The sequence below is a fragment of the Mesoflavibacter profundi genome (genome assembly GCF_014764305.1).
In the GTDB taxonomy this organism is placed as follows: domain Bacteria; phylum Bacteroidota; class Bacteroidia; order Flavobacteriales; family Flavobacteriaceae; genus Mesoflavibacter; species Mesoflavibacter profundi.
Genome location: NZ_CP061703.1, coordinates 995,055 through 1,015,728 on the forward strand (window position 1 = coordinate 995,055; position 20,674 = coordinate 1,015,728).

At 31.6% G+C, this 20,674-nt stretch carries 23 protein-coding genes; 21 read left to right on the plus strand and 2 right to left on the minus strand.

Annotated features, from left to right (window positions below; all coding sequences use genetic code 11):
* The first annotated feature begins 76 nt into the window (after positions 1–76).
* Positions 77–850: an alpha/beta fold hydrolase gene (locus IFB02_RS04620; RefSeq protein WP_191073074.1), complete on the plus strand. Its 774-nt coding sequence runs from the start codon at positions 77–79 to the stop codon at positions 848–850.
* A gap of 103 nt (positions 851–953) precedes the next feature.
* Entirely contained in the window at positions 954–1,217 is a 264-nt protein-coding gene (locus IFB02_RS04625; protein WP_106687897.1) for a hypothetical protein, read from the plus strand.
* Here IFB02_RS04625 and thiL read toward each other — a convergent pair.
* The gene (gene thiL, locus IFB02_RS04630; RefSeq protein WP_106687898.1) at positions 1,214–2,266 is read right to left on the minus strand and encodes a thiamine-phosphate kinase; all 1,053 of its coding nucleotides are present in this window, start codon (positions 2,264–2,266) and stop codon (positions 1,214–1,216) included. The genes IFB02_RS04625 and thiL overlap by 4 nt on opposite strands.
* Before the next feature lie 135 nt (positions 2,267–2,401).
* Here thiL and IFB02_RS04635 point away from each other — a divergent pair, with 135 nt between their 5' ends.
* The 19 genes from IFB02_RS04635 (at position 2,402) to IFB02_RS04725 (ending at position 19,317) form a co-directional block, all read left to right on the plus strand.
* On the plus strand, positions 2,402–3,949 hold the full coding sequence (locus IFB02_RS04635; protein ID WP_106687899.1) for a choice-of-anchor B family protein: 1,548 nt from the start codon (positions 2,402–2,404) through the stop codon (positions 3,947–3,949).
* Between the two features lie 5 nt (positions 3,950–3,954).
* Positions 3,955–5,229, plus strand: a complete 1,275-nt coding sequence (locus IFB02_RS04640; RefSeq protein ID WP_317173496.1) for a choice-of-anchor B family protein — start codon at positions 3,955–3,957, stop codon at positions 5,227–5,229.
* Positions 5,230–6,576 carry a hypothetical protein gene (locus tag IFB02_RS04645; protein WP_106687900.1) on the plus strand — a complete coding sequence of 449 codons (1,347 nt, stop codon included), beginning with the start codon at positions 5,230–5,232 and terminating at the stop codon, positions 6,574–6,576.
* A gap of 1 nt (position 6,577) precedes the next feature.
* Positions 6,578–7,345, plus strand: a complete 768-nt coding sequence (locus IFB02_RS04650; protein WP_106687901.1) for an MbnP family protein — start codon at positions 6,578–6,580, stop codon at positions 7,343–7,345.
* Between the two features lie 5 nt (positions 7,346–7,350).
* Positions 7,351–8,427 carry a cytochrome-c peroxidase gene (locus tag IFB02_RS04655; protein WP_106687902.1) on the plus strand — a complete coding sequence of 359 codons (1,077 nt, stop codon included), beginning with the start codon at positions 7,351–7,353 and terminating at the stop codon, positions 8,425–8,427.
* A gap of 105 nt (positions 8,428–8,532) precedes the next feature.
* Positions 8,533–8,862: a HesB/IscA family protein gene (locus tag IFB02_RS04660; protein WP_106687903.1), complete on the plus strand. Its 330-nt coding sequence runs from the start codon at positions 8,533–8,535 to the stop codon at positions 8,860–8,862.
* 39 nt (positions 8,863–8,901) lie between these two features.
* On the plus strand, positions 8,902–9,273 hold the full coding sequence (locus IFB02_RS04665; protein ID WP_106687904.1) for a four helix bundle protein: 372 nt from the start codon (positions 8,902–8,904) through the stop codon (positions 9,271–9,273).
* 30 nt (positions 9,274–9,303) lie between these two features.
* Complete coding sequence (gene sufB, locus IFB02_RS04670) at positions 9,304–10,752, plus strand: Fe-S cluster assembly protein SufB (protein ID WP_106687905.1); 1,449 nt, start codon at positions 9,304–9,306, stop codon at positions 10,750–10,752.
* Positions 10,753–10,763: 11 nt separating this feature from the next.
* Entirely contained in the window at positions 10,764–11,630 is an 867-nt protein-coding gene (mzmL, locus tag IFB02_RS04675; protein WP_106687906.1) for a quorum-quenching N-acyl-homoserine lactonase MzmL, read from the plus strand.
* 2 nt (positions 11,631–11,632) lie between these two features.
* Entirely contained in the window at positions 11,633–12,016 is a 384-nt protein-coding gene (locus tag IFB02_RS04680) for a hypothetical protein (RefSeq protein WP_106687907.1), read from the plus strand.
* 5 nt (positions 12,017–12,021) lie between these two features.
* The gene (sufC, locus tag IFB02_RS04685; protein ID WP_106687908.1) at positions 12,022–12,774 is read left to right on the plus strand and encodes a Fe-S cluster assembly ATPase SufC; all 753 of its coding nucleotides are present in this window, start codon (positions 12,022–12,024) and stop codon (positions 12,772–12,774) included.
* Between the two features lie 118 nt (positions 12,775–12,892).
* Positions 12,893–14,206: a Fe-S cluster assembly protein SufD gene (gene sufD, locus IFB02_RS04690; RefSeq protein ID WP_106687909.1), complete on the plus strand. Its 1,314-nt coding sequence runs from the start codon at positions 12,893–12,895 to the stop codon at positions 14,204–14,206.
* A gap of 112 nt (positions 14,207–14,318) precedes the next feature.
* Positions 14,319–15,128, plus strand: coding sequence for a hypothetical protein (locus IFB02_RS04695; protein ID WP_106687910.1), 810 nt, complete (start codon positions 14,319–14,321; stop codon positions 15,126–15,128).
* A gap of 57 nt (positions 15,129–15,185) precedes the next feature.
* Positions 15,186–16,400: an aminotransferase class V-fold PLP-dependent enzyme gene (locus IFB02_RS04700; RefSeq protein ID WP_106687911.1), complete on the plus strand. Its 1,215-nt coding sequence runs from the start codon at positions 15,186–15,188 to the stop codon at positions 16,398–16,400.
* Positions 16,401–16,450: 50 nt separating this feature from the next.
* Entirely contained in the window at positions 16,451–16,924 is a 474-nt protein-coding gene (locus IFB02_RS04705) for a hypothetical protein (protein WP_106687912.1), read from the plus strand.
* Between the two features lie 72 nt (positions 16,925–16,996).
* Positions 16,997–17,422, plus strand: coding sequence for a SufE family protein (locus IFB02_RS04710; protein WP_106687913.1), 426 nt, complete (start codon positions 16,997–16,999; stop codon positions 17,420–17,422).
* A 36-nt stretch (positions 17,423–17,458) separates the two neighbouring features.
* Positions 17,459–17,779 carry a DUF59 domain-containing protein gene (locus IFB02_RS04715; RefSeq protein WP_027879151.1) on the plus strand — a complete coding sequence of 107 codons (321 nt, stop codon included), beginning with the start codon at positions 17,459–17,461 and terminating at the stop codon, positions 17,777–17,779.
* A gap of 11 nt (positions 17,780–17,790) precedes the next feature.
* On the plus strand, positions 17,791–18,294 hold the full coding sequence (locus IFB02_RS04720; protein WP_106687914.1) for a DUF2480 family protein: 504 nt from the start codon (positions 17,791–17,793) through the stop codon (positions 18,292–18,294).
* Between the two features lie 117 nt (positions 18,295–18,411).
* Positions 18,412–19,317 carry a DUF3078 domain-containing protein gene (locus IFB02_RS04725; RefSeq protein ID WP_106687915.1) on the plus strand — a complete coding sequence of 302 codons (906 nt, stop codon included), beginning with the start codon at positions 18,412–18,414 and terminating at the stop codon, positions 19,315–19,317.
* 73 nt (positions 19,318–19,390) lie between these two features.
* Here the strand turns inward: IFB02_RS04725 and hflX are convergent, their stop codons facing one another.
* On the minus strand, positions 19,391–20,620 hold the full coding sequence (gene hflX / locus IFB02_RS04730; RefSeq protein WP_106687916.1) for a GTPase HflX: 1,230 nt from the start codon (positions 20,618–20,620) through the stop codon (positions 19,391–19,393).
* Positions 20,621–20,674: the final 54 nt, after the last annotated feature.

Below are 20,674 nucleotides of genomic sequence, written 5' to 3' on the forward strand. Positions count from 1 at the left end.
CGTATTTTTTATTGAAAGTATGCCAAATATACTAAATAGTTAGGCTAAGCAATAGGGTTTAATTTATATTTGCCAAATGATATTAGAATACAAAAATATTGCAGTAAATTATACTATTGAAGGTAAAGGCGATCCTATAATTTTAATTCATGGTTTTTTAGAAAACAACACGATGTGGTCAAGTGTAATTGATGTCTTTAAATACACACATCAAATTATTACTCTAGATCTATTAGGACACGGTAAAACAGACTGCTTAGGCTATATACATACCGTAGAAGAAAACGCTAACATTATTTATGAAATCATAAAAAAACATCAGATAAAAAAAGCAACCTTAATTGGTCACTCTTTAGGCGGATATGTTGCTTTAGCTTTTGCAGAGTTACACAAGTCACTTGTAGAGAAAATTTGTTTGGTAAACTCGACGCCTTTTGCTGATTCCGATTTAAGAAAAGAAACAAGATCACGAGCCATAAAAGCAGCTCAAAAAAACTACAATAATTTAGTTAGTATGTCTATTAGCAATCTTTTTTACGAAAAAAATAGACTAAAATTTAAAGAACAGATCGAGTCACTAAAAATTGAAGCTCTTAAAACACCTTTACAAGGTTACATTGCTACTCAAGAAGGAATGAAAATTAGAAAAGACCGTTCTAAAATCTTAAATGATTTACAATGTGACAAATTAATTATTAGTGGAAAAAACGATCCCATTTTAAACAATGAAGATCTTAAAAAACTAAATCAAATTAATAACCTGAAAATTAGCATTATATCAGGCGGACATATGTCGTATATTGAAAATAGAAGTGATTTCCTACAAGAAATAATGCATTTTATCGAATAATTTAATCTTTTTAACCGATTTTATTTCTTATTGCTTACATTTATTAACACTATTTTAAGATGTTAAAATAATTATCCCTAAGTTAAACTTAACATTAATAGCAATGAGAAAAGCAAATGTTACAACAAACAAAACCAATGGTTTGTTTTGCAACTTGTTTGGTCACCATTTCGAAGTTAGCAAAAACGTAACCTATCACGTTAAAGAGTACAAATGCAGTAAGTGTGGAAAAGAAATGACCACAAACAGCAATGGATTTTTAACAGAATTAACACCTAAATTTAGAGAAATTAATAAAGTACTCTCTAAAATACACAACAACAAGCTTACAAGATTGGCTAAGCAAAAAAAGCTGTTAGTTAATTAATCCTCAGAATTAAAACTTTTCCAACCTTGAGCTTGTAATTCTATTTTTTGCTCTGCTCGAGTAACTAAATGTGCACCAGAATTTTCTTCTGTAATATAACCTATTACAGTTAAATTTGGGTTGGCTTTAATTTTAGGATAATCTTCTTGACTTATAGTCATTAATAATTCGTAATCTTCTCCTCCATTTAAAGCAATAGTTGTACTATCTATATTAAACTCTTCACAAGTAGAAATCACTTGTGGATCTAAAGGTATTTTAGTTTCGTATAAATCACAACCAACTTTACTGTTTTTACATAGATGAAGAATTTCTGAAGATAAACCATCACTAATATCTATCATAGACGTAGGCTTAACATCAAGATCTTTTAAAAGCTTTACAATATCTTTTCTAGCTTCAGGTTTTAATTGTCTTTCAATTAAATAAGTGTATTGGTCTAAATCTGGCTGATTTTGAGGATTTACCTTAAAAACTTCCTTCTCTCTTTCTAACACTTGCAAACCTAAATACGCTGCACCTAAATCACCAGTTACAACAAGTAAATCATTTGGTTTTGCTCCACTTCTATATACTTCTTGACCTGGTTTTATGTGTCCAATTGCTGTGACAGAGATTACTAATCCAGAATTAGAAGATGTTGTATCACCGCCAATTAAATCTACATTATAAATATTACAAGCTGTTTGTATACCAGCATATAACTCTTCTATGGCTTCTAATGGAAATCTGTTAGAAACAGCAATAGAAACAGTAATTTGAGACGCTTCTGCATTCATCGCAAAAATATCTGACAAATTTACCATCACAGATTTATAACCTAAATGCTTTAATGGCATATAAGACAAATCAAAATGAACACCTTCAACTAAAAAATCTGTAGATATAACAGTTTGTTCGTCTTTAAAATTTAAAACAGCTGCATCATCTCCTATTCCTTTAATAGTAGAGGAATTTTTGATTTCAAAATTTTTAGCCAAATGATCTATTAATCCAAATTCTCCTATTTGACTTAAATCTGTACGTTGTTGGTTTTTATCTTCTATCATATTGCAAAAATAGCAAGGTTATTTTAAAGCTTATTTAAAAAGGGTTTAATTTTTTCATTTTAACAGAATATCCTTAAAAAGATGTTTTAAATTCTATTAAATTTGCTAAAATCTCAAAACAAGAACTTAACCCTAATGAATTATCTAAAAAAACTACTATTAACAACATCTTTATTTATTTCCGGATTTATTTATGCACAAAGCCCATGTGTAAATGGATTTGCTACACATACAATTGGTGGCGTAACTACTTCTTACCCATGTGATGATTACGATTTAATGTCGCGCGTTCCAATTTCTACACTTGCAACAACTTTAGGTACTGAAGAAGGAAGCGATATTTGGGGATGGACAGACGCATTAGATGGCAAAGAATATGCTATTGTTGGCACAACTAACAGTACCGCATTTGTTGACATTTCTGATCCTGTAAATCCTATTTTTCTAGGTAGAATTGAAACTTCTAATGGTAACACGTCTTATTGGAGAGATGTTAAAGTATATAATGATTATGCATTTATTGTTGCTGATGGTGTTGGAAATCACGGTATGCAAATTTTTGATTTAAAAAATTTAAGAAATGGACCAAATCCAGATTTAACTTACACAAGTGCTTTTAACGATGGAAACGTAGTTGTTTTTTATGGCGATAACGGAATAAATATCGGTAGTTGCCATAATGTAGTTATTAATGAAGATGACGCCACTGCGTATTTAGTTGGTTGTAATGCTGCAAGTGGCGGACCTATTTTTGTAGATATTTCTTCTCCTACTTCACCAACAGTAGCAGGAAGTTATTCTTCTAAAGGATACACACACGATGCTCAAGTTATCACTTACAACGGTAACGATACTAATGCTTCTAATTTACCAACTGTATCAAGTTACGTTGGAAGACAAATCTTATTAGCAAGTAATGGAGGATCTAATGATAAAGTTGTTATACTAGATGTAACAGATAAAAGCAATCCATTGTTTATTTCAGAAATTACCTATCCCAATCCAGGATATGCTCATCAAGGTTGGTTTACAGAAGACCATAGATATTTTATTTTTGGTGATGAAACAGATGAACAATCTTACGGTAGCAATACAAGATCGTTTGTTTTTGATATGGAAGATTTAGACAATCCAGTATTGTTATCAATTTACAACGGTCCTACAGCAGCAATAGACCATAATGGTTATGTAGATGGAAACAAATTTTACTTAGCTAATTATCGTGCTGGAATGAGAGTTGTAGATATTTCTACAGTAGGAACTCCATCTAACACAATGACAGAAATAGGATATTTTGACACTTATCCTACAAGTAATTCGACTGCTTTTAATGGTGCATGGAGTATATATCCTTATTTTGATAGCGGCAACATAATTGTAAGCGATATAGAAAGAGGATTATTTGTTTTAAGACAAACCAATACGCTTAATACAACTACATTTGAAAAAGATAAAGGATTTTCATTATCACCTAACCCAACAAACAATATAGCTAAAATAAAAAGCAATAATAATCAACCTATATCAAGTGTAAAAATTTATGATGTTTTAGGTAAATTGATATTTAGCAAAAACAATATTAATGCTACTAGTTTCGTTTTACCAATTAGCGATTATAATAACGGGATATATCTTGTAAAAATTAATAACACTAATTCTAAAAAATTAGTTATAAACAAATAATTAAAATGAAAAATAAATTAAGTACAGTAAACGCTTTTAGTAAATTATTTTTTACAACATTAGCCATGTGCTTGATTATTTTAAGTTGCTCTAAAGAAGAAGAAATAACAAATCCAATTCCAAATCAAAATCCAGTTATTATATCTTCTCAACCTTGCACTAATGGCATGGCTGGACAATATCCTTGTAATGGAATTGATCTTATGTCTGTAATAGATATTTTAACTTTAAGCGGATCCAATGCTGCGAACGGAAGCGATATTTGGGGATGGACAGATCATATTTCTAATAAAGAATATGCAATTGTAGGTTTAACAAACAGCACAGCTTTTGTTGATATATCAGACGCTAATAACCCTATTTTTTTAGGTCGATTAAACACAAATACTAACGCTAGTAATTGGCGAGACATTAAAGTCTACAACAATTATGCATTTATTGTTGCAGATAATGCAGGTCCGCATGGTATGCAAGTATTTGATTTAACGCGATTAAGAAATTTAGATAATATCCCAACAACATTTTCTCCAGACACAACTTTTAATGGTGTTAGCAGTTGTCATAATATCGTGATAAACCAATCTGAAGCAATAGCTTACTTAGTTGGTTGCAACGATAATGGTGGCGGACCTATTTTTGTAGATATTTCAGATCCATTAAATCCAACTTACATCAATGATTACACATCAGCTGGATATTCTCATGATGCGCAAGTTGTTACCTATAATGGACCAGATACAGATTATACAGGACACCAAATTTATGTTGGAAGTAATGGTAACTCAGACCAAGTAGTAATTTTAGATGTTACAGATAAAAACAATGTAACTCAAATAAGTAGTTTTTCTTATCCACAAACAGCATATGCACACCAAGGTTGGTTTACAGAGAATCAAGACTATTTTATTCTAGGTGATGAAGTAGATGAAATCAACTACGGTTTCAATACAAAAACAATAGTTTTTAATTTTTCAGATTTAGACAACCCAACTCTACACGCGACATATTTTGGTCCTTCGGCAGCAATAGACCATAATGGATACGTAAAGGATTCAGAATACTATTTAGCAAACTATAGAGCTGGATTAAGAATTTTAGATATAACCAACATAAACTCTACAAGTAATCCTTTAACAGAAACAGCTTTTTTTGATACTTATCCAGATAATGATGCGGCTAATTTTAATGGTGCTTGGAGTGTTTACCCTTACTTTGAAAGTGGTAACATAATTATAGGTGATATAGATAGAGGATTATTTGTAGTTAGAAAAAGTAATTAAATGAAAAAACTATACACCTTATTAATCCTAACACTATTAATTTCTTCTTGTAAAAAAGATGATGCTGTAATTATAGAAGAACCTAACACTTCTACTTTTGAAACTACAGGTGCTTTAGAATCTGTATTAGTGTTTGGCGGTTCTTTAAATGAAAGTGCTGAAACCGTAATAAAAACTAGCGATGGTGGTTATGCAGTATTAGGATTTACGCAATCTACAGATGGCGATATTACAGATAAAACAGACTCTAGTTACGATGTTTGGTTATTAAGATTTGACCAAGACAACAATCTATTGTGGAACAAAACTTATGGTGGAACAAATGACGAAAAAGGTCATGATCTTATACAAACAGAAGATGGCGGATTTGCTGTAATTGGATACACATTTAGTAATGATGGCGATGTAGATAATAACGCTGGACAACAAGACTTTTGGTTATTTAAAACAGATGCACAAGGCAATTTACAATGGGAAAAAACCTATGGCTATTCTGGGTTAGATTATGGTTTATCTATCAAACCCGCAAATGATAATGGTTTTATACTTTCTGGAGTTTTAGACGTAACTAGTTCTGGCGGAGAAGGCAACACAAGACAACAACAAACCTTACACGCTGGAGGTGATTATTGGGTTTTAAAAGTAGACCAAACAGGAAATCTTATTTGGAGTAAATACTTTGGTGGTTTGTTTACAGATACAGCTTACGATGTAATCCCAACCAATGATAATGGATTTATTATAATTGGCTCTTCAGATAGTGAAGATACAGACATAAGCAATAACATTGGATCCTACGATTTTTGGGCAGTAAAAGTTGATAACCAAGGTGTTTTACAATGGGAACAAAATTATGGTGGTACGCAAATTGATGAAGCTTATAAAATTATAAAAACCAACAATAATAACTATCTAATTGTTGGTGACACAAGAAGTGAAGATGAAGATATTTCCAACACATTTGGAGCTGCAGATGTTTGGGCAATAACAATCTCTGAAGACGGAAATTTAATCAATCAAAACTCTTATGGAGGTGAAAATTTTGATGTCTCAAGATCTGTAATTTCAGATTCAGAAAATGGCTTTTTAATTTGCGGTAGTAGTCGTAGTGGTACAGGACAACTCACACAAAATAACGGTCAAAACGATATTTGGGTACTTAAAACAAATGCTACAGGTCATTTAAAGTGGCAAACATCTATTGGCGGATCAAACGTAGATTTTGCTTACGGAATTACACAACTTAATAACAATAAAATTATAACTGTTGGAGAAACTAGCAGTGACGATTTTGATATACCAGAAAACAAAGGATTTACAGATTTAATAATTGTTACTTTAAATTAAAATGAAATATTTATCAATAACCATTCTATTAATTTCAATACTATTTTCGTGTTCAGAAGATATAGACGATAACATATCGCCTACTTACACGGTTCAATTTAACTTTACCCATCATTGGAATGAAACTTTGGTTACTCCAGATAATTTTCAAAACTTAGAATTAACCAACCAAAATGGCGAAGTATTAAACATTCAACGATTTAGATATTTACTATCTAAAATCGCTTTAGTAAATGTTGTTAATAACAATACCTATACGTTTGATGGATATAAATTTACAGATCTAGAAAACGAAGACTCTTACAACTTTACTTCCTTAAGTAATAGTGTACCGTCTGGCGTTTACAATGTAAGCTTAATTTGGGGATTTAATGAAGAAGAAAATATAGACGGTATTTACCCTGATCTTAATTCTGCATCTTGGAATTGGCCAGCAATGCTTGGTGGCGGATATCACTTTTTACAATTTGACGGCATGTACGATGTAAATACAAATTCACCAAAACCTTTTAATTACCATTACGGAACAGCAAGAGTTGAAGAAAATGTATTTGAACAAAATTTTGCAACCATAACAATTAATCAAGATATCGCAATTTCTAACAATACGATTATAGAAATTGAATTAGATATTGCTGAACTTTTTAAAAACCCAAACACATGGGATTTAAATGTTTATGACACACCATTAATGCCAAATTACGAAGCCCAAAAGATGATGCAACAAAATGTAAGTTCAGCATTTAATTTAGGTGAAATTACGCAGTAATTAAAATGAAACATTGGATAACATATAGTCTTTTAGCTATCATCGTTTGGTCGTGCTCTAAATCTGAAGACGCGCCAGCTAATAGCGATTATGTTCCTATACCTTATCAATTAGATATTCCATCACATTTTGATCAACTATTAATAGACCCAATAATTCCGTTTGACAATCCTTTAACTGTAGAAGGTGTTGCATTAGGTAAACGCTTGTTTTTCGACCCAATTTTATCTACAGACAATAGCAAAGCCTGCGCAAGTTGCCACATGCCGCAAAATGCATTCTCAGATCCAAACCAATTTAGCGCTGGTGTATCAGGTAATATTGGTACAAGAAACAGTATGCCTTTATTCAATTTAGCTTGGAATTTTGATGATAGATATTTTTGGGATGGACGTGCTTTAGGATTAGAACACCAAGCTTTAGAACCCGTTACAGATCCTGTAGAATTAGAGAACACATCATGGAATGATGTAGAAAATAAACTTAATAATCATCCCGAATATCCAACACTTTTTAGTCAAGCATTTGGGACATCAACAATATCTCAAGAGCTAGTAACTAAAGCAATTGCTCAGTTTGAACGCACATTAATCTCTGGTAATTCAAAATTTGATCGTTATTTATTAGGATTAGAAACTTTAACTGCTGAAGAAACAGATGGTTTAGATGTATTTATGAATGAAGAACGTGGCGATTGTTTTCATTGTCACGGTAATCCAAATAATCCACTTTGGACAGACAATCAATTTCACAACAACGGTTTAGATGCAACTTTCACAGATTTAGGTTTAGGCGCAGTTACCGGTAATCCTAACGACAACGGAAAATTTAGATCACCATCATTACGTAACCTTTCATACACAGCACCATACATGCACGATGGTAGATTTGCTACTTTAGACGACGTAATTAACCATTATAGTGAAGGCTTACAAAACTCTACTACAATAGATCCTTTAATGAAAAAAGTAGACGAAGGCGGTGTACAATTATCTGAAGTAGACAAAGCCAATCTAAAGGCATTTTTACTAACCTTATCAGATCCTTCTTTTTTAAACAATCCTAATTTTTTACCGCAATAAAAAAAATCAATCTACATATTTATTAATATAATGTTTCTAAATATGGTAAACAGCGACTTAAATTGTATCTTTGCATTTAATTTAGAAAATTGCTAATATACAGGTATGATAAAAGTTTCTGAAACAGCAAAAAAGAAAGTCATCGAACTAATGAATGATGACGGATTTAACCCAAGCACAGATTACATTCGTGTTGGAGTTAAAAGTGGTGGTTGCTCTGGATTATCTTACGATTTAAAGTTTGACAAAACTAAAGCAGAAGACGATAAGGTTTTTGAAGATAACGATATAAAAATTATTGTAGATAAAAAGAGTTTTTTATACCTAATTGGTACCACTTTAGAATATTCTGGAGGATTAAACGGAACTGGTTTTGTGTTTAATAACCCAAACGCTAACCGTACTTGTGGTTGTGGTGAATCGTTTTCACTATAAACTAGTTTTAAAGTAGAAAGTAAAAAAGTTTAAAAGTAAATGGCAAAATTTAGTTCTTTTGAAGAGATTATTTCTTGGCAAAAATCTAGAGAATTAAACAAAGACATTTACAACATAACAAATAAAAACAGCTCTTTCTCTAAAGATTTTGGATTAAGAGATCAAATTAGAAGGTCTAGCATTTCTATTTCTTCAAATATTGCTGAAGGATTTGAAAGAGAGACCACAAAAGAGTTCATCAGGTTTTTGTATATCGCTAAAGCTTCTTCTGGAGAGTTTAGATCTCAGTTATATTTAGCTTTCGATTTAGATTACATGACTAAAGATGAGTTCTCAAAATTAAATTTAAAAGTAAATGAAGTTTCTAAGTTAATAAGTGGTTTAATTATATACTTGAACTCAACTTTATAACTTTAAACTTTATAACATTTATACTTATATATGAGTAAATATACTGAAGACGATTTAAGAGAAGAATTAAAAACCAAAGAATACGAATATGGTTTTTACACAGATATAGAATCAGATACATTTCCCGTTGGTTTAAATGAGGATATAGTTCGCGCTATTTCTGTAAAAAAAGAAGAACCAGAATGGATGACTGAATGGAGATTAGACGCCTTTAGAATTTGGAAAGAAATGACAGAGCCTGATTGGGCAAATGTAAACTACGAAAAACCAGATTTTCAAGCTATATCTTACTATTCTGCGCCTAACAATAAGCCTAAATACGAAAGCTTAGACGAAGTAGATCCAGAATTATTAGACACGTTTAATAAACTTGGAATCTCTTTAGACGAGCAAAAAAAATTAGCTGGCGTAGCAATGGATGTTGTAGTAGACTCAGTATCTGTAGCAACAACCTTTAAAAAGACATTAGCAGAAAAAGGTATTATTTTCTGTTCTATCTCTGAAGCTATTCGCGAGTATCCAGATTTAGTAAAAAAATATATTGGTACCGTTGTGCCTAAAACAGACAACTTTTATGCGGCTTTAAATAGTGCAGTATTTAGTGATGGAAGTTTTTGTTACATACCAAAAGGAGTAAGATGTCCAATGGAATTATCTACCTATTTCCGTATTAACCAAGCAGGAACAGGACAATTTGAACGCACATTAGTTGTAGCAGACGAAGGTAGTTATGTAAGTTATCTAGAAGGTTGTACAGCACCAAGTCGTGACGAAAACCAATTACACGCTGCAGTTGTAGAGCTTATCGCTTTAGACGATGCCGAAATAAAATACAGTACTGTTCAAAACTGGTTTCCAGGAAATGCCGAAGGAAAAGGTGGCGTTTACAACTTTGTAACTAAACGTGGATTATGCGAGAAAAACTCAAAAATCTCTTGGACTCAAGTAGAAACTGGTAGTGCTGTAACTTGGAAATATCCAAGTTGCGTATTAAAAGGAGATAATTCGGTAGGAGAATTTTATTCTATCGCAGTAACCAATAATTACCAGCAGGCAGATACCGGAACTAAGATGATTCATCTTGGTAAAAACACTAAGTCTACCATTATCTCTAAAGGAATTTCAGCAGGAAAATCTCAAAACTCATACCGCGGATTAGTACAAATTAATTCTCGTGCAGAAAATGCACGTAACTTTTCACAATGTGATAGTTTATTAATGGGTAACGAATGTGGTGCACATACATTCCCGTACATTGAAGCAAAAAACAAATCGGCACAAATCGAACACGAAGCAACAACTAGTAAGATTGGTGAAGACCAAATCTTTTACTGTAATCAGCGTGGTATAGATACCGAAAAAGCAATTGCTTTAATCGTAAATGGATTTAGTAAAGAAGTATTAAATAAATTACCTATGGAATTTGCAGTAGAAGCTCAAAAGCTTTTAGAAATTTCATTAGAAGGATCTGTAGGTTAAACACATTCAATATGAAAAAAATAGTCATTCTTTTATTTACAGTTTTAAGTGTTGTGGCTTGTAAAAAAGACGCAAAACAAGAGCAAGACGTTGTAGAAGAAAATAAAAAAGTACCATTAAAACTATACATGTTTGATGGTGGTACAGTACAAGTAAATATGCTTGGTATTTTTGCGCAAGACGATGCATACAAAGACCAAAGTAAAACATTTGCAGATGCCATTTATTTAATACAACATCCTAAAGGAAATATATTATGGGATGCAGGATTATCAGAAGATTTAATAGATCAAAAACCATTTACAACTTCAGAAGGAGCATTTACAGTAAGTCGTAAAGCAGGAATAGAAGAACAACTAAAGTCTATAGGCTTAACACCAAAGGACATTGATTATTTAGCGTTATCGCATACACATTTTGATCACTCTGGCTCAGCTTCAAAACTTACAGATGCTACTTGGATTGTACAAGAAGAAGAGTATAACTATGTAACTAGCGAAGAGCAACAAACTGCTAATAAAGCAAACTATGATGCTATAAAAGACTTAAAAAACATTAAAAAAATCAATGGTGATTTTGATGTGTTTGGAGACGGTAGCATTGTTATAGTATCTACACCAGGTCATACACCAGGTCACCAATCTTTATTTGTAGATTTAGATATGACTGGACCATTATTTCTAACAGGTGATTTATATCATATGGAAGAAAGCAGGACACATCACAGAGTTCCTGTGTTTAACCATGATGTTGACCAAACATTAACTTCTATGGAAGTTTTTGAAAAATATGCAGAACAAAAAGGTGCAAGAGTTATAATACAACATTCACAAAACGATTATAACACTTTAAATCCTGCACCAGAACCAAATTTATAACCATGAAAAAATTATTTTTAATCTGTACGCTTTGTATAGCGTTAGCTTGTAAAGAAGATAGTAAAAAAACATCTAACCAAGAGAACACGACTATCGAAACAAAAAGATTAGTAGGCGAATTTGTTTATTATGCAGATGCAGCAGTGTTTCAGGTAAAAAATGATATTTATGGTGTAATCATAGACGACCAAATGCAAGCTTTAAATAATGAAGCTAAAGCATTTAAAAAAGAAGCTACAGATATGGTCATTGCAGATGTAGAAGCACAAATTCTTGCAAAAAACAAAGATGAAGAAGGTTGGCCATATAAACTAAAAATTGAAAAAATATATAGTGTTAAAGCACTAGACCCAAATAAGAACGACGTTATTAAACTAGGAAAATAAATAGTATGTTAAAGATAAATAACTTACACGCAAGCGTAGAAGAAAAATCTATATTAAAAGGAATTAACTTAGAAGTTAAACCAGGAGAAGTACATGCCATAATGGGACCAAATGGTTCTGGTAAAAGTACATTAGCTTCTGTAATTGCTGGTAAAGAAGACTATGAAGTAGAAGATGGAGACATCTTATTAGAAGGCGAAAACATAAACGAATTAGATGCAGAAGAACGCGCACACAAAGGTGTGTTTTTATCATTTCAATATCCAGTTGAAATTCCAGGAGTTTCTGTAACAAATTTTATGAAAACTGCTATTAACGAAACTAGAAAAGCAAAAGGTCTTGAAGAAATGCCTGCTAACGAGATGTTAAAGCTAATTCGTGAAAAATCAGAATTACTAGAGATAGATCGTAAGTTTTTATCTCGTTCTCTTAACGAAGGATTTTCTGGAGGAGAAAAGAAACGTAACGAGATTTTCCAAATGGCAATGCTAGAACCAAAATTAGCTATTCTTGACGAAACAGATTCTGGTTTAGATATTGACGCTTTACGTATCGTAGCAAACGGTGTAAACAAATTAAAAAGCAAAGACAATGCAGTTGTAGTAATTACGCATTACCAACGTTTATTAGATTACATTGTACCAGATTATGTACACGTGTTATTAAATGGTCGTATCGTAAAATCTGGAACTAAAGAATTAGCTCTAGAGCTTGAAGCAAAAGGTTACGATTGGATTAAAGAAGAAGTTGGCGCGTAAGCACAAATTTAAAGTGGTTAAGTAATAAAAACTTTCCGCTTAACTTAAATTATGTAGAATAAGACAGCTTCATAACGCATAAAGCGTTAAAGAAGACTGAATACAGAAGACTTAAAAAATGAGTTTAAAAGAAAAATTAATTTCATCTTTCATGGCTTTCGAAAATCAAGTGGATGTAGACACAAAAATTCACGATATTCGAACAGAAGCTATTAAAGCTTTTGAAGATCAAGGATTTCCTACCAAAAAAGATGAAGCTTGGAAATATACCTCGTTAAAAAGTATCTTAAAACACGATTATAGCGTATTTCCTAAACAAGAAAACGCATTAGATTACAAAGATGTTAAGCAATATTTTATCCATGATATAGATACCTATAAAATTGTATTTATCGATGGTAAATATTCCTCACATCTATCTCAAACAACACATGAAGAAATAGATGTTTGTTTGATGTCTGCAGCATTAACTAAACCTAAATACCAATTAGTTATAGAAAACTACTTTAATAAAGTAGCACAAAAAGACGGTATTTCATCATTAAACACTGCGTTTTCTAAAGAAGGTGCTTACATCTATATTCCAAAAAACAAGGTAGTAAATAAGCCTATACAAATAGTACATTTTTCTACAGGAAACGAATCTTCTTTAATGTTACAACCGCGTAACTTAATAGTTGTTGAAGAAAATAGTCATGTACAAATTATAGAAAGACATCAATCTTTAACAGATAATCCAGTATTTACTAATAGTGTTACAGAGATTTTTGCAAATAAACGTGCTATTGTAGATTACTACAAAATCCAAAACGATAATGCTAATGCATCGTTAATAGACAATACGTTTGTAGAACAAAAACAAGAAAGTCACGCTTCAGTTCATACTTTTAGTTTTGGTGGTAAATTAACTAGAAACAATCTTAACTTTTACCAAAACGGAGAGCGCATAGATTCGACTTTAAAAGGTGTAACTATACTTGCAGAAAAACAGCATGTAGATCACAATACATTAGTACATCATATAGAGCCTAATTGTGAAAGTCACCAAGATTACAAAGGTATTTTTGACGATAACGCAACTGGTGTCTTTAATGGTAAAGTAATAGTTGAAAAAGAAGCGCAAAAAACAAATGCATTTCAAGCAAACAATAATATTTTAGTAAGCGACAAAGCTACAATTAACACAAAACCACAATTAGAGATTTTTGCAGACGATGTAAAATGCTCTCATGGTTGTACGATTGGACAATTAGACGAAAGCGCTATGTTTTATTTACGTTCTCGTGGTATTCCAGAAAAGGAAGCCAGAGGATTATTAATGTTTGCATTTAGCAACAATGTACTAAGCTCGGTAAAAATACCAGAACTTAAACAACGAATTACAAAACTTATTGCACTTAAATTAGGTGTCAATATAGGATTTGATTTATAAAAAAAAGCAGCTAATTAATTAGCTGCTTTTTTTTTACACCAATTTAAAAATACGACAATTGCCTAATGTTATATGATATTATCGTCACTTAAATTTGACAAAAAACAATATCATGAAAAACATAACCACTTTTCTTTGTCTATTTATCACGACGTTTTTAATAGCACAAAACAATCCGCCTATTAAAGAAGCTCCTGTAAACCCAATAATCTTAAAATATAAATTAGAACATTTTAATCTATCAGGAACTATTAATACAGTTACCCTTAATAACTCTTGGCAATTACAATTTAATGAAGAAGGATTACTTGTTAAAGAATACAATAATGTTTACGATGCAAATAAAAAGCTAATTAAGGAATATAAGTATCCAGATAATACAACAATATTAGAAACAAAATATGAAGGCGAAAATGGTGTGATAAAAGCTAAATACACACTTAACAACGATAAAAACATCATTAAATACGAAGTATTAGACACTAAAGATATTCCTGATTATTATATTCTAGACCCGATTACATACGAGTATAAAGACCAATTACTTGTAAAAGAATCTTCAGATAAAAGTAAATATAACTATAACTACAAAACTGAAACAACAACATATAAATACGACAACAAAAAAAGACTAATACAAAGTAGTTTGTTTTATGATAATAAGGAACACATCGATTTTAGAAACACTTATGATTACTCTAAATTTAACGAAGGAAAAATTCTATTTTTAAAAGACAATGGGTATTATGAAATTAATCAAGACTACAATAGTAAAGGAACATTAACCTACGAAGTAGTTAAAGAAAACGGCTATCGTGCTAATCCATTATCTAAAGTCTATCGTAATCCTATGTATGATGAACATGGTAATATATCTACTTTTAGTGATGGAGAATTTAGATATACGTATTTCAAAAAATAATCACTAAATAAATTATAAAAATTCCATTTTAAGCGTTACAAGTAGTAAATTTGTAACATGTTAGATATAAATAAAATTAGAGAAGATTTTCCAATACTTAAAAGGCAAGTAAACGGTAAACCTTTAGTGTATTTTGATAATGCTGCAACGTCGCAAACACCACAACAAGTCATAGATGTAATAGTAGATTATTATTCTAATTATAATGCAAATATACATCGTGGTGTACATGCTTTAAGTCAGGAAGCGACAGATAAATATGAAGCTGCTCGTAAGACCATTCAAAATCATTTTAATGCTAAGCATGCTTACGAGATTATTTTTACTTCTGGGACTACAGATAGTATAAATTTAATTGCAAATGGCTTTGCTTCACTTTTAAATGAAAAAGATGAACTTATCGTCTCTGCATTAGAACATCATAGCAACATCGTTCCTTGGCAAATGCTTTGCGAAAAAACAGGAGCTACGCTTAAAGTGATACCTATGACTTTAGAAGGAGAATTAGATTTGGAAGCCTATTCTAATCTACTTTCTAAAAACACTAAACTAGTCTTTGTTAATCATATTTCTAACGCATTAGGTACCATTAATCCAATTGAAACAATTATTGATAAGGCACATCAAGTTGGCGCTGCTGTTTTAATAGATGGTGCACAAGCTTGTCCACACATAAAACCAGATGTACAAGCATTAGATGTAGATTTTTACGTAACATCTGCTCATAAAATATGTGGTCCAACAGGCGTTGGAATGCTTTATGGTAAAGAAGAATGGTTAAAAAAACTACCACCTTATCAAGGTGGCGGAGAAATGATTGACCAAGTTACTTTTGAAAAAACCACGTACGCAGGTTTACCTCATAAATTTGAAGCAGGTACACCAAATATTTGTGGCGGAATTGCTTTTGGAGCTGCTTTAGACTATATGAATGCTATTGGCTTTGATAATATTGCTAATTATGAGCATGAACTTTTAGAATATGGCACTAGAAAACTTCTAGAAATTGAAGGCTTAAAAATCTACGGAACGTCTAAAAACAAAACATCGGTAATATCTTTCAATTTAGAAGGTATACATCCTTACGATGTTGGTACATTATTAGATAAAATGGGAATTGCTGTACGTACTGGTCATCATTGTACGCAACCAATTATGGATTTTTATAAGATTCCGGGAACTGTAAGAGCATCGTTTTCGTTTTACAATACTAAAGAAGAAATTGATAAACTTGTAGAAGGCGTTAAAAAAGCAAAACTAATGTTAAGCTAAAGTTTGGCGTCTTTTTTGTATTATTATATTAAAATTAAATACAAAATAGAATGAAAACTTTTACCCTAATCGTAATAACCATTATTTTAAATGCTTGCGGAGCATCTAAAAATATAACATCAGATGTAGAAAATGCTACATCAACATCATCAAAATTATTACAAGAACAAGTTACAGTTATACAATATCAAGCAACATCTAGAGGATTATATAAAATGGTCGAAGCCAACAAAAACACCATTAATTATCAAAACTCTAGAACAGAAAAAGCAACATCAAAACCTTGTAGCGAAGCAGATTGGTCAAATGTATTACAAAAGCTAAACACTATAGATGTATCTAAATTGGACCAAATAGAAGCGCCAACTAAAGCCCATCAATACGATGGTGCAGCATTAGCTACATTAACAATAATTAAAGACAATAAAACATACACTTCAACAACGTTTGATCATGGTAATCCTCCAAAACAATTAGAAGGAATTGTCAATCAACTATTAAGTTTTATGCCAGAAAAACAATAACAGTTTTACTATACTTTTAGAATAAAACTTAAGTATATTGTTTAATTTTGCAGCTAATTAAAGTTTAGAAAAATGCCAAGTATAAAAGAAATTCAAGACGAAATAATAGATGAGTTTTCAATGTTTGAAGATTGGGAAGAGCGTTACCAATATATGATTGATCTTGGTAAAACCTTACCATTAATTGACGAGCAATTTAAAACAGAAGACCATATAATTAAAGGTTGTCAAAGTAAAGTTTGGGTACATGCTCAAATGGAAGACGATAAAGTAACCTTTACTGCAGATAGCGATGCAATTATTACCAAAGGAATAATAGCTATTTTAATTCGTGTATTTTCAAATCAACATCCAAAAGATATTATCGACTCTGATACCGATTTTATAGATAAAATTGGATTAAAAGAGCATTTATCACCAACAAGAGCAAATGGATTAGTAAGTATGATTAAACAAATTAAAATGTATGCGATTGCTTACCAAACACAATTAAAATAAATTTTGCTTACGCAGAAATAAAACATTAAACACACAATGAGCACAATAGATACAGCAGAATTAGGAGAAAAAATAGTTAAGGTTTTAAAAACAATTTACGACCCAGAAATACCAGTAGATATTTACGAATTAGGATTAATTTACGACGTATTAGTAAACGAAGACTACGAAGTAAAAATCCTAATGACCTTAACTACACCAAACTGTCCAGTTGCAGAAACTTTACCTCTTGAAGTAGAAGAAAAAGTAAAATCTCTTAACGATATTAAAGATGCAGAAGTAGAGATTACTTTTGATCCACCATGGTCACAAGACTTAATGAGTGAAGAAGCTAAATTAGAATTAGGAATGCTATAAAAGCAATCAAGATGTCAGACCAAATTATTAATCGCGTAGCCAATAGCAAACTGCAAGTAATAGATCTAGAAGACTTCTATCCACCTGGTAAGCGTATTACTTTTGATATTAAAGATTGGCTTTACGAAGGGTTAGTTCTTAGAGAAAAAGATTTTAGAGCAAATATAAAAGCATACGATTGGTCACAACACAAAAACCAGTATGTAGCTATAACATGTAGTACAGATGCTATAATTCCTGATTGGGCATTTATGTTGTTGGTCGTTAATTTAGAACCTTTTGTCGAAAAGTGCCATATTGGAACTTTAGAGGATTTAGAAACCTCAATCTACCAAGACAAAATCAACCAAATAGACGCAACAATTTACCAAGATAAGCCAGTAATTATAAAAGGCTGCAGTAACAAGCCAGTGCCTATAAACGCTTACACAATGCTTACTTCTAAGCTTAAAAAACACGCAAAATCTATCATGTACGGAGAAGCGTGTTCTTCAGTACCATTATTTAAGCGTTAACAATTCTGTTAATTACTTATTTAACTGAATAACAACACTTTAACTTATATTTGTAATTTTAATTAAATGAAAGCTAAAGCGTATCTTTGCATCCGCTTTATTAAAAACTTAAATTTTATGAAAAAAGTATTACTTATCGGAGCATTTGTATTTGGAATATTTACAGTAAACGCTCAAACAAAAGAAGAATTACAAGCTCAAAAAGCTGAAAAACAAGCACAAGCAGATAAATTTCAATCAGAAGCTAACGCTATCCAAGCTCAAATAGATGCGTTACCAGGTTGGAGAGTTGGTGCTTTTGGTACTATTGGTGGAAGCATCTCAGAATTTAATAATTGGTATGCACAAGGTGCACCAAATAATGCATCTGGTAACATTGGTTTTACAGTAAACGGTTTTGCTAATTTAATAGAAGAGAAATTTTTCTGGCGTAATAACCTAAACGTAAACTTAGGTTGGGTAAAATTAGACAATAAAGATATTGATACAGATAGCAGTAAATTTCAAGAAAACACAGATGTTTTTAATGTTACTTCGCTTTATGGTAGAAAAATAAGCGACAAATGGGCTGTATCTGGATTAGGAGAATACAGAACAACATTATTAAACAACTTTAATAATCCAGGTTATTTAGATCTTGGTGTTGGTGCAACTTGGACTCCAATAGAAAATTTAGTAGTTGTGATTCACCCATTAAACTACAACTTTGTATTTGCAGATGAAGGTACTGTTTTTGAATCTTCTTTAGGTGCAAAATTTGTTGCAGATTATACAAGACAAATTGGTAAAATAAACTTTAAATCTAACTTTTCTGGTTTTGCTAGTTACAAAAGTAGTGACTACTCTAACTGGACTTGGATTAACAGTTTTGGTTACACATTATGGAAAAAAATCGGAGTTGGTTTTGACTTTGGTTTAAGAAGCAACAAACAAGAAGCTGCTGCTTTCCAAGGTGTAAGTTTAGATAACGCAGATAACGAATTACAATCTTATTGGTTATTTGGTTTAAACTACAAACTATAATTACTAATCTAGATTTAGATATAAAAAAAGAGCTTCCAAACGGAAGCTCTTTTTTATTTATAATATTTATAGTTTACTCTTCTTCTCCTAAATTTTCATAATCGTAATCTGGATACAAGAAGTGATTATAAGGAAAACGAGTAACGTGTATTTCTCTAACCTCATCGTAAACACGCTTTTTAAATTCTTCTAAATTCCTTTTATTTAATGCCGATATAAATAGAGCATTGTTCTCTCCTACGCGATTCATCCAAGTACGTTTCCATTCATTTAAAGAATAATGGTCAGATGTACGTTCTGCAGTTAAATCGGTTTCATCAAATGGCTCTGCTTTATAAGCATCAATTTTATTAAACACCATGATTGTTGGCTTATCTGCACTATCAATTTCGTCTAAAATCTTGTTAACCGATGCAATATGTTCTTCAAAATTTGGATGCGAAATATCTACAACATGAAGTAATAAATCTGCTTCACGTACTTCATCTAACGTACTTTTAAAACTTTCTACCAATTGCGTTGGTAGCTTACGGATAAAACCAACGGTATCGGTAAGCAAAAACGGTAAATTTTGAATCACAACCTTTCTAACCGTAGTATCTAAAGTTGCAAATAGTTTGTTTTCAGCAAAAACTTCAGACTTACTAATAGTATTCATCAAAGTAGATTTACCAACGTTAGTATAACCAACTAAAGCAACACGTACCATTTTACCACGATTACCGCGTTGAACTGCCATTTGCTTGTCTATGGTTTTAATTTTTGCTTTTAGAAGCGCAATTTTATCACGTACAATACGTCTATCGGTTTCAATCTCGGTTTCTCCTGGTCCACGCATTCCAATACCTCCTTTTTGACGTTCAAGGTGCGTCCACATTCCTTTAAGTCTTGGTAACAAGTATTCGCATTGCGCTAATTCTACCTGCGTACGTGCATAACTGGTTTGCGCACGTTGTGCAAAAATATCTAAGATTAAGTTGGTACGATCTAATACTTTCACGCCTAAAATCTTACTAATATTGCGTTCTTGCGCAGCGCTAAGTTCGTCATCAAAAATAGCGGTACCAATTTCATTATCTTCTATAAACTGTCTAACCTGTTCCATTTTACCTGTTCCAATAAAGGTCTTTGGATTGGGCATTTCCATTTTTTGAGTAAATCGTTTTTTTACTTCTCCACCAGCAGTATAGGTTAAAAACTCCAACTCATCTAAATATTCTTTAGATTGAGCTTCGTCTTGATCTTTGGTTACTACACCAATTAATACTGCACTTTCTAATTCTATGTCTTTTTTCTCTAGCATATAATAATTTATACTACAAATTTACATAATTGTAACCACAATAAATTTGCTATT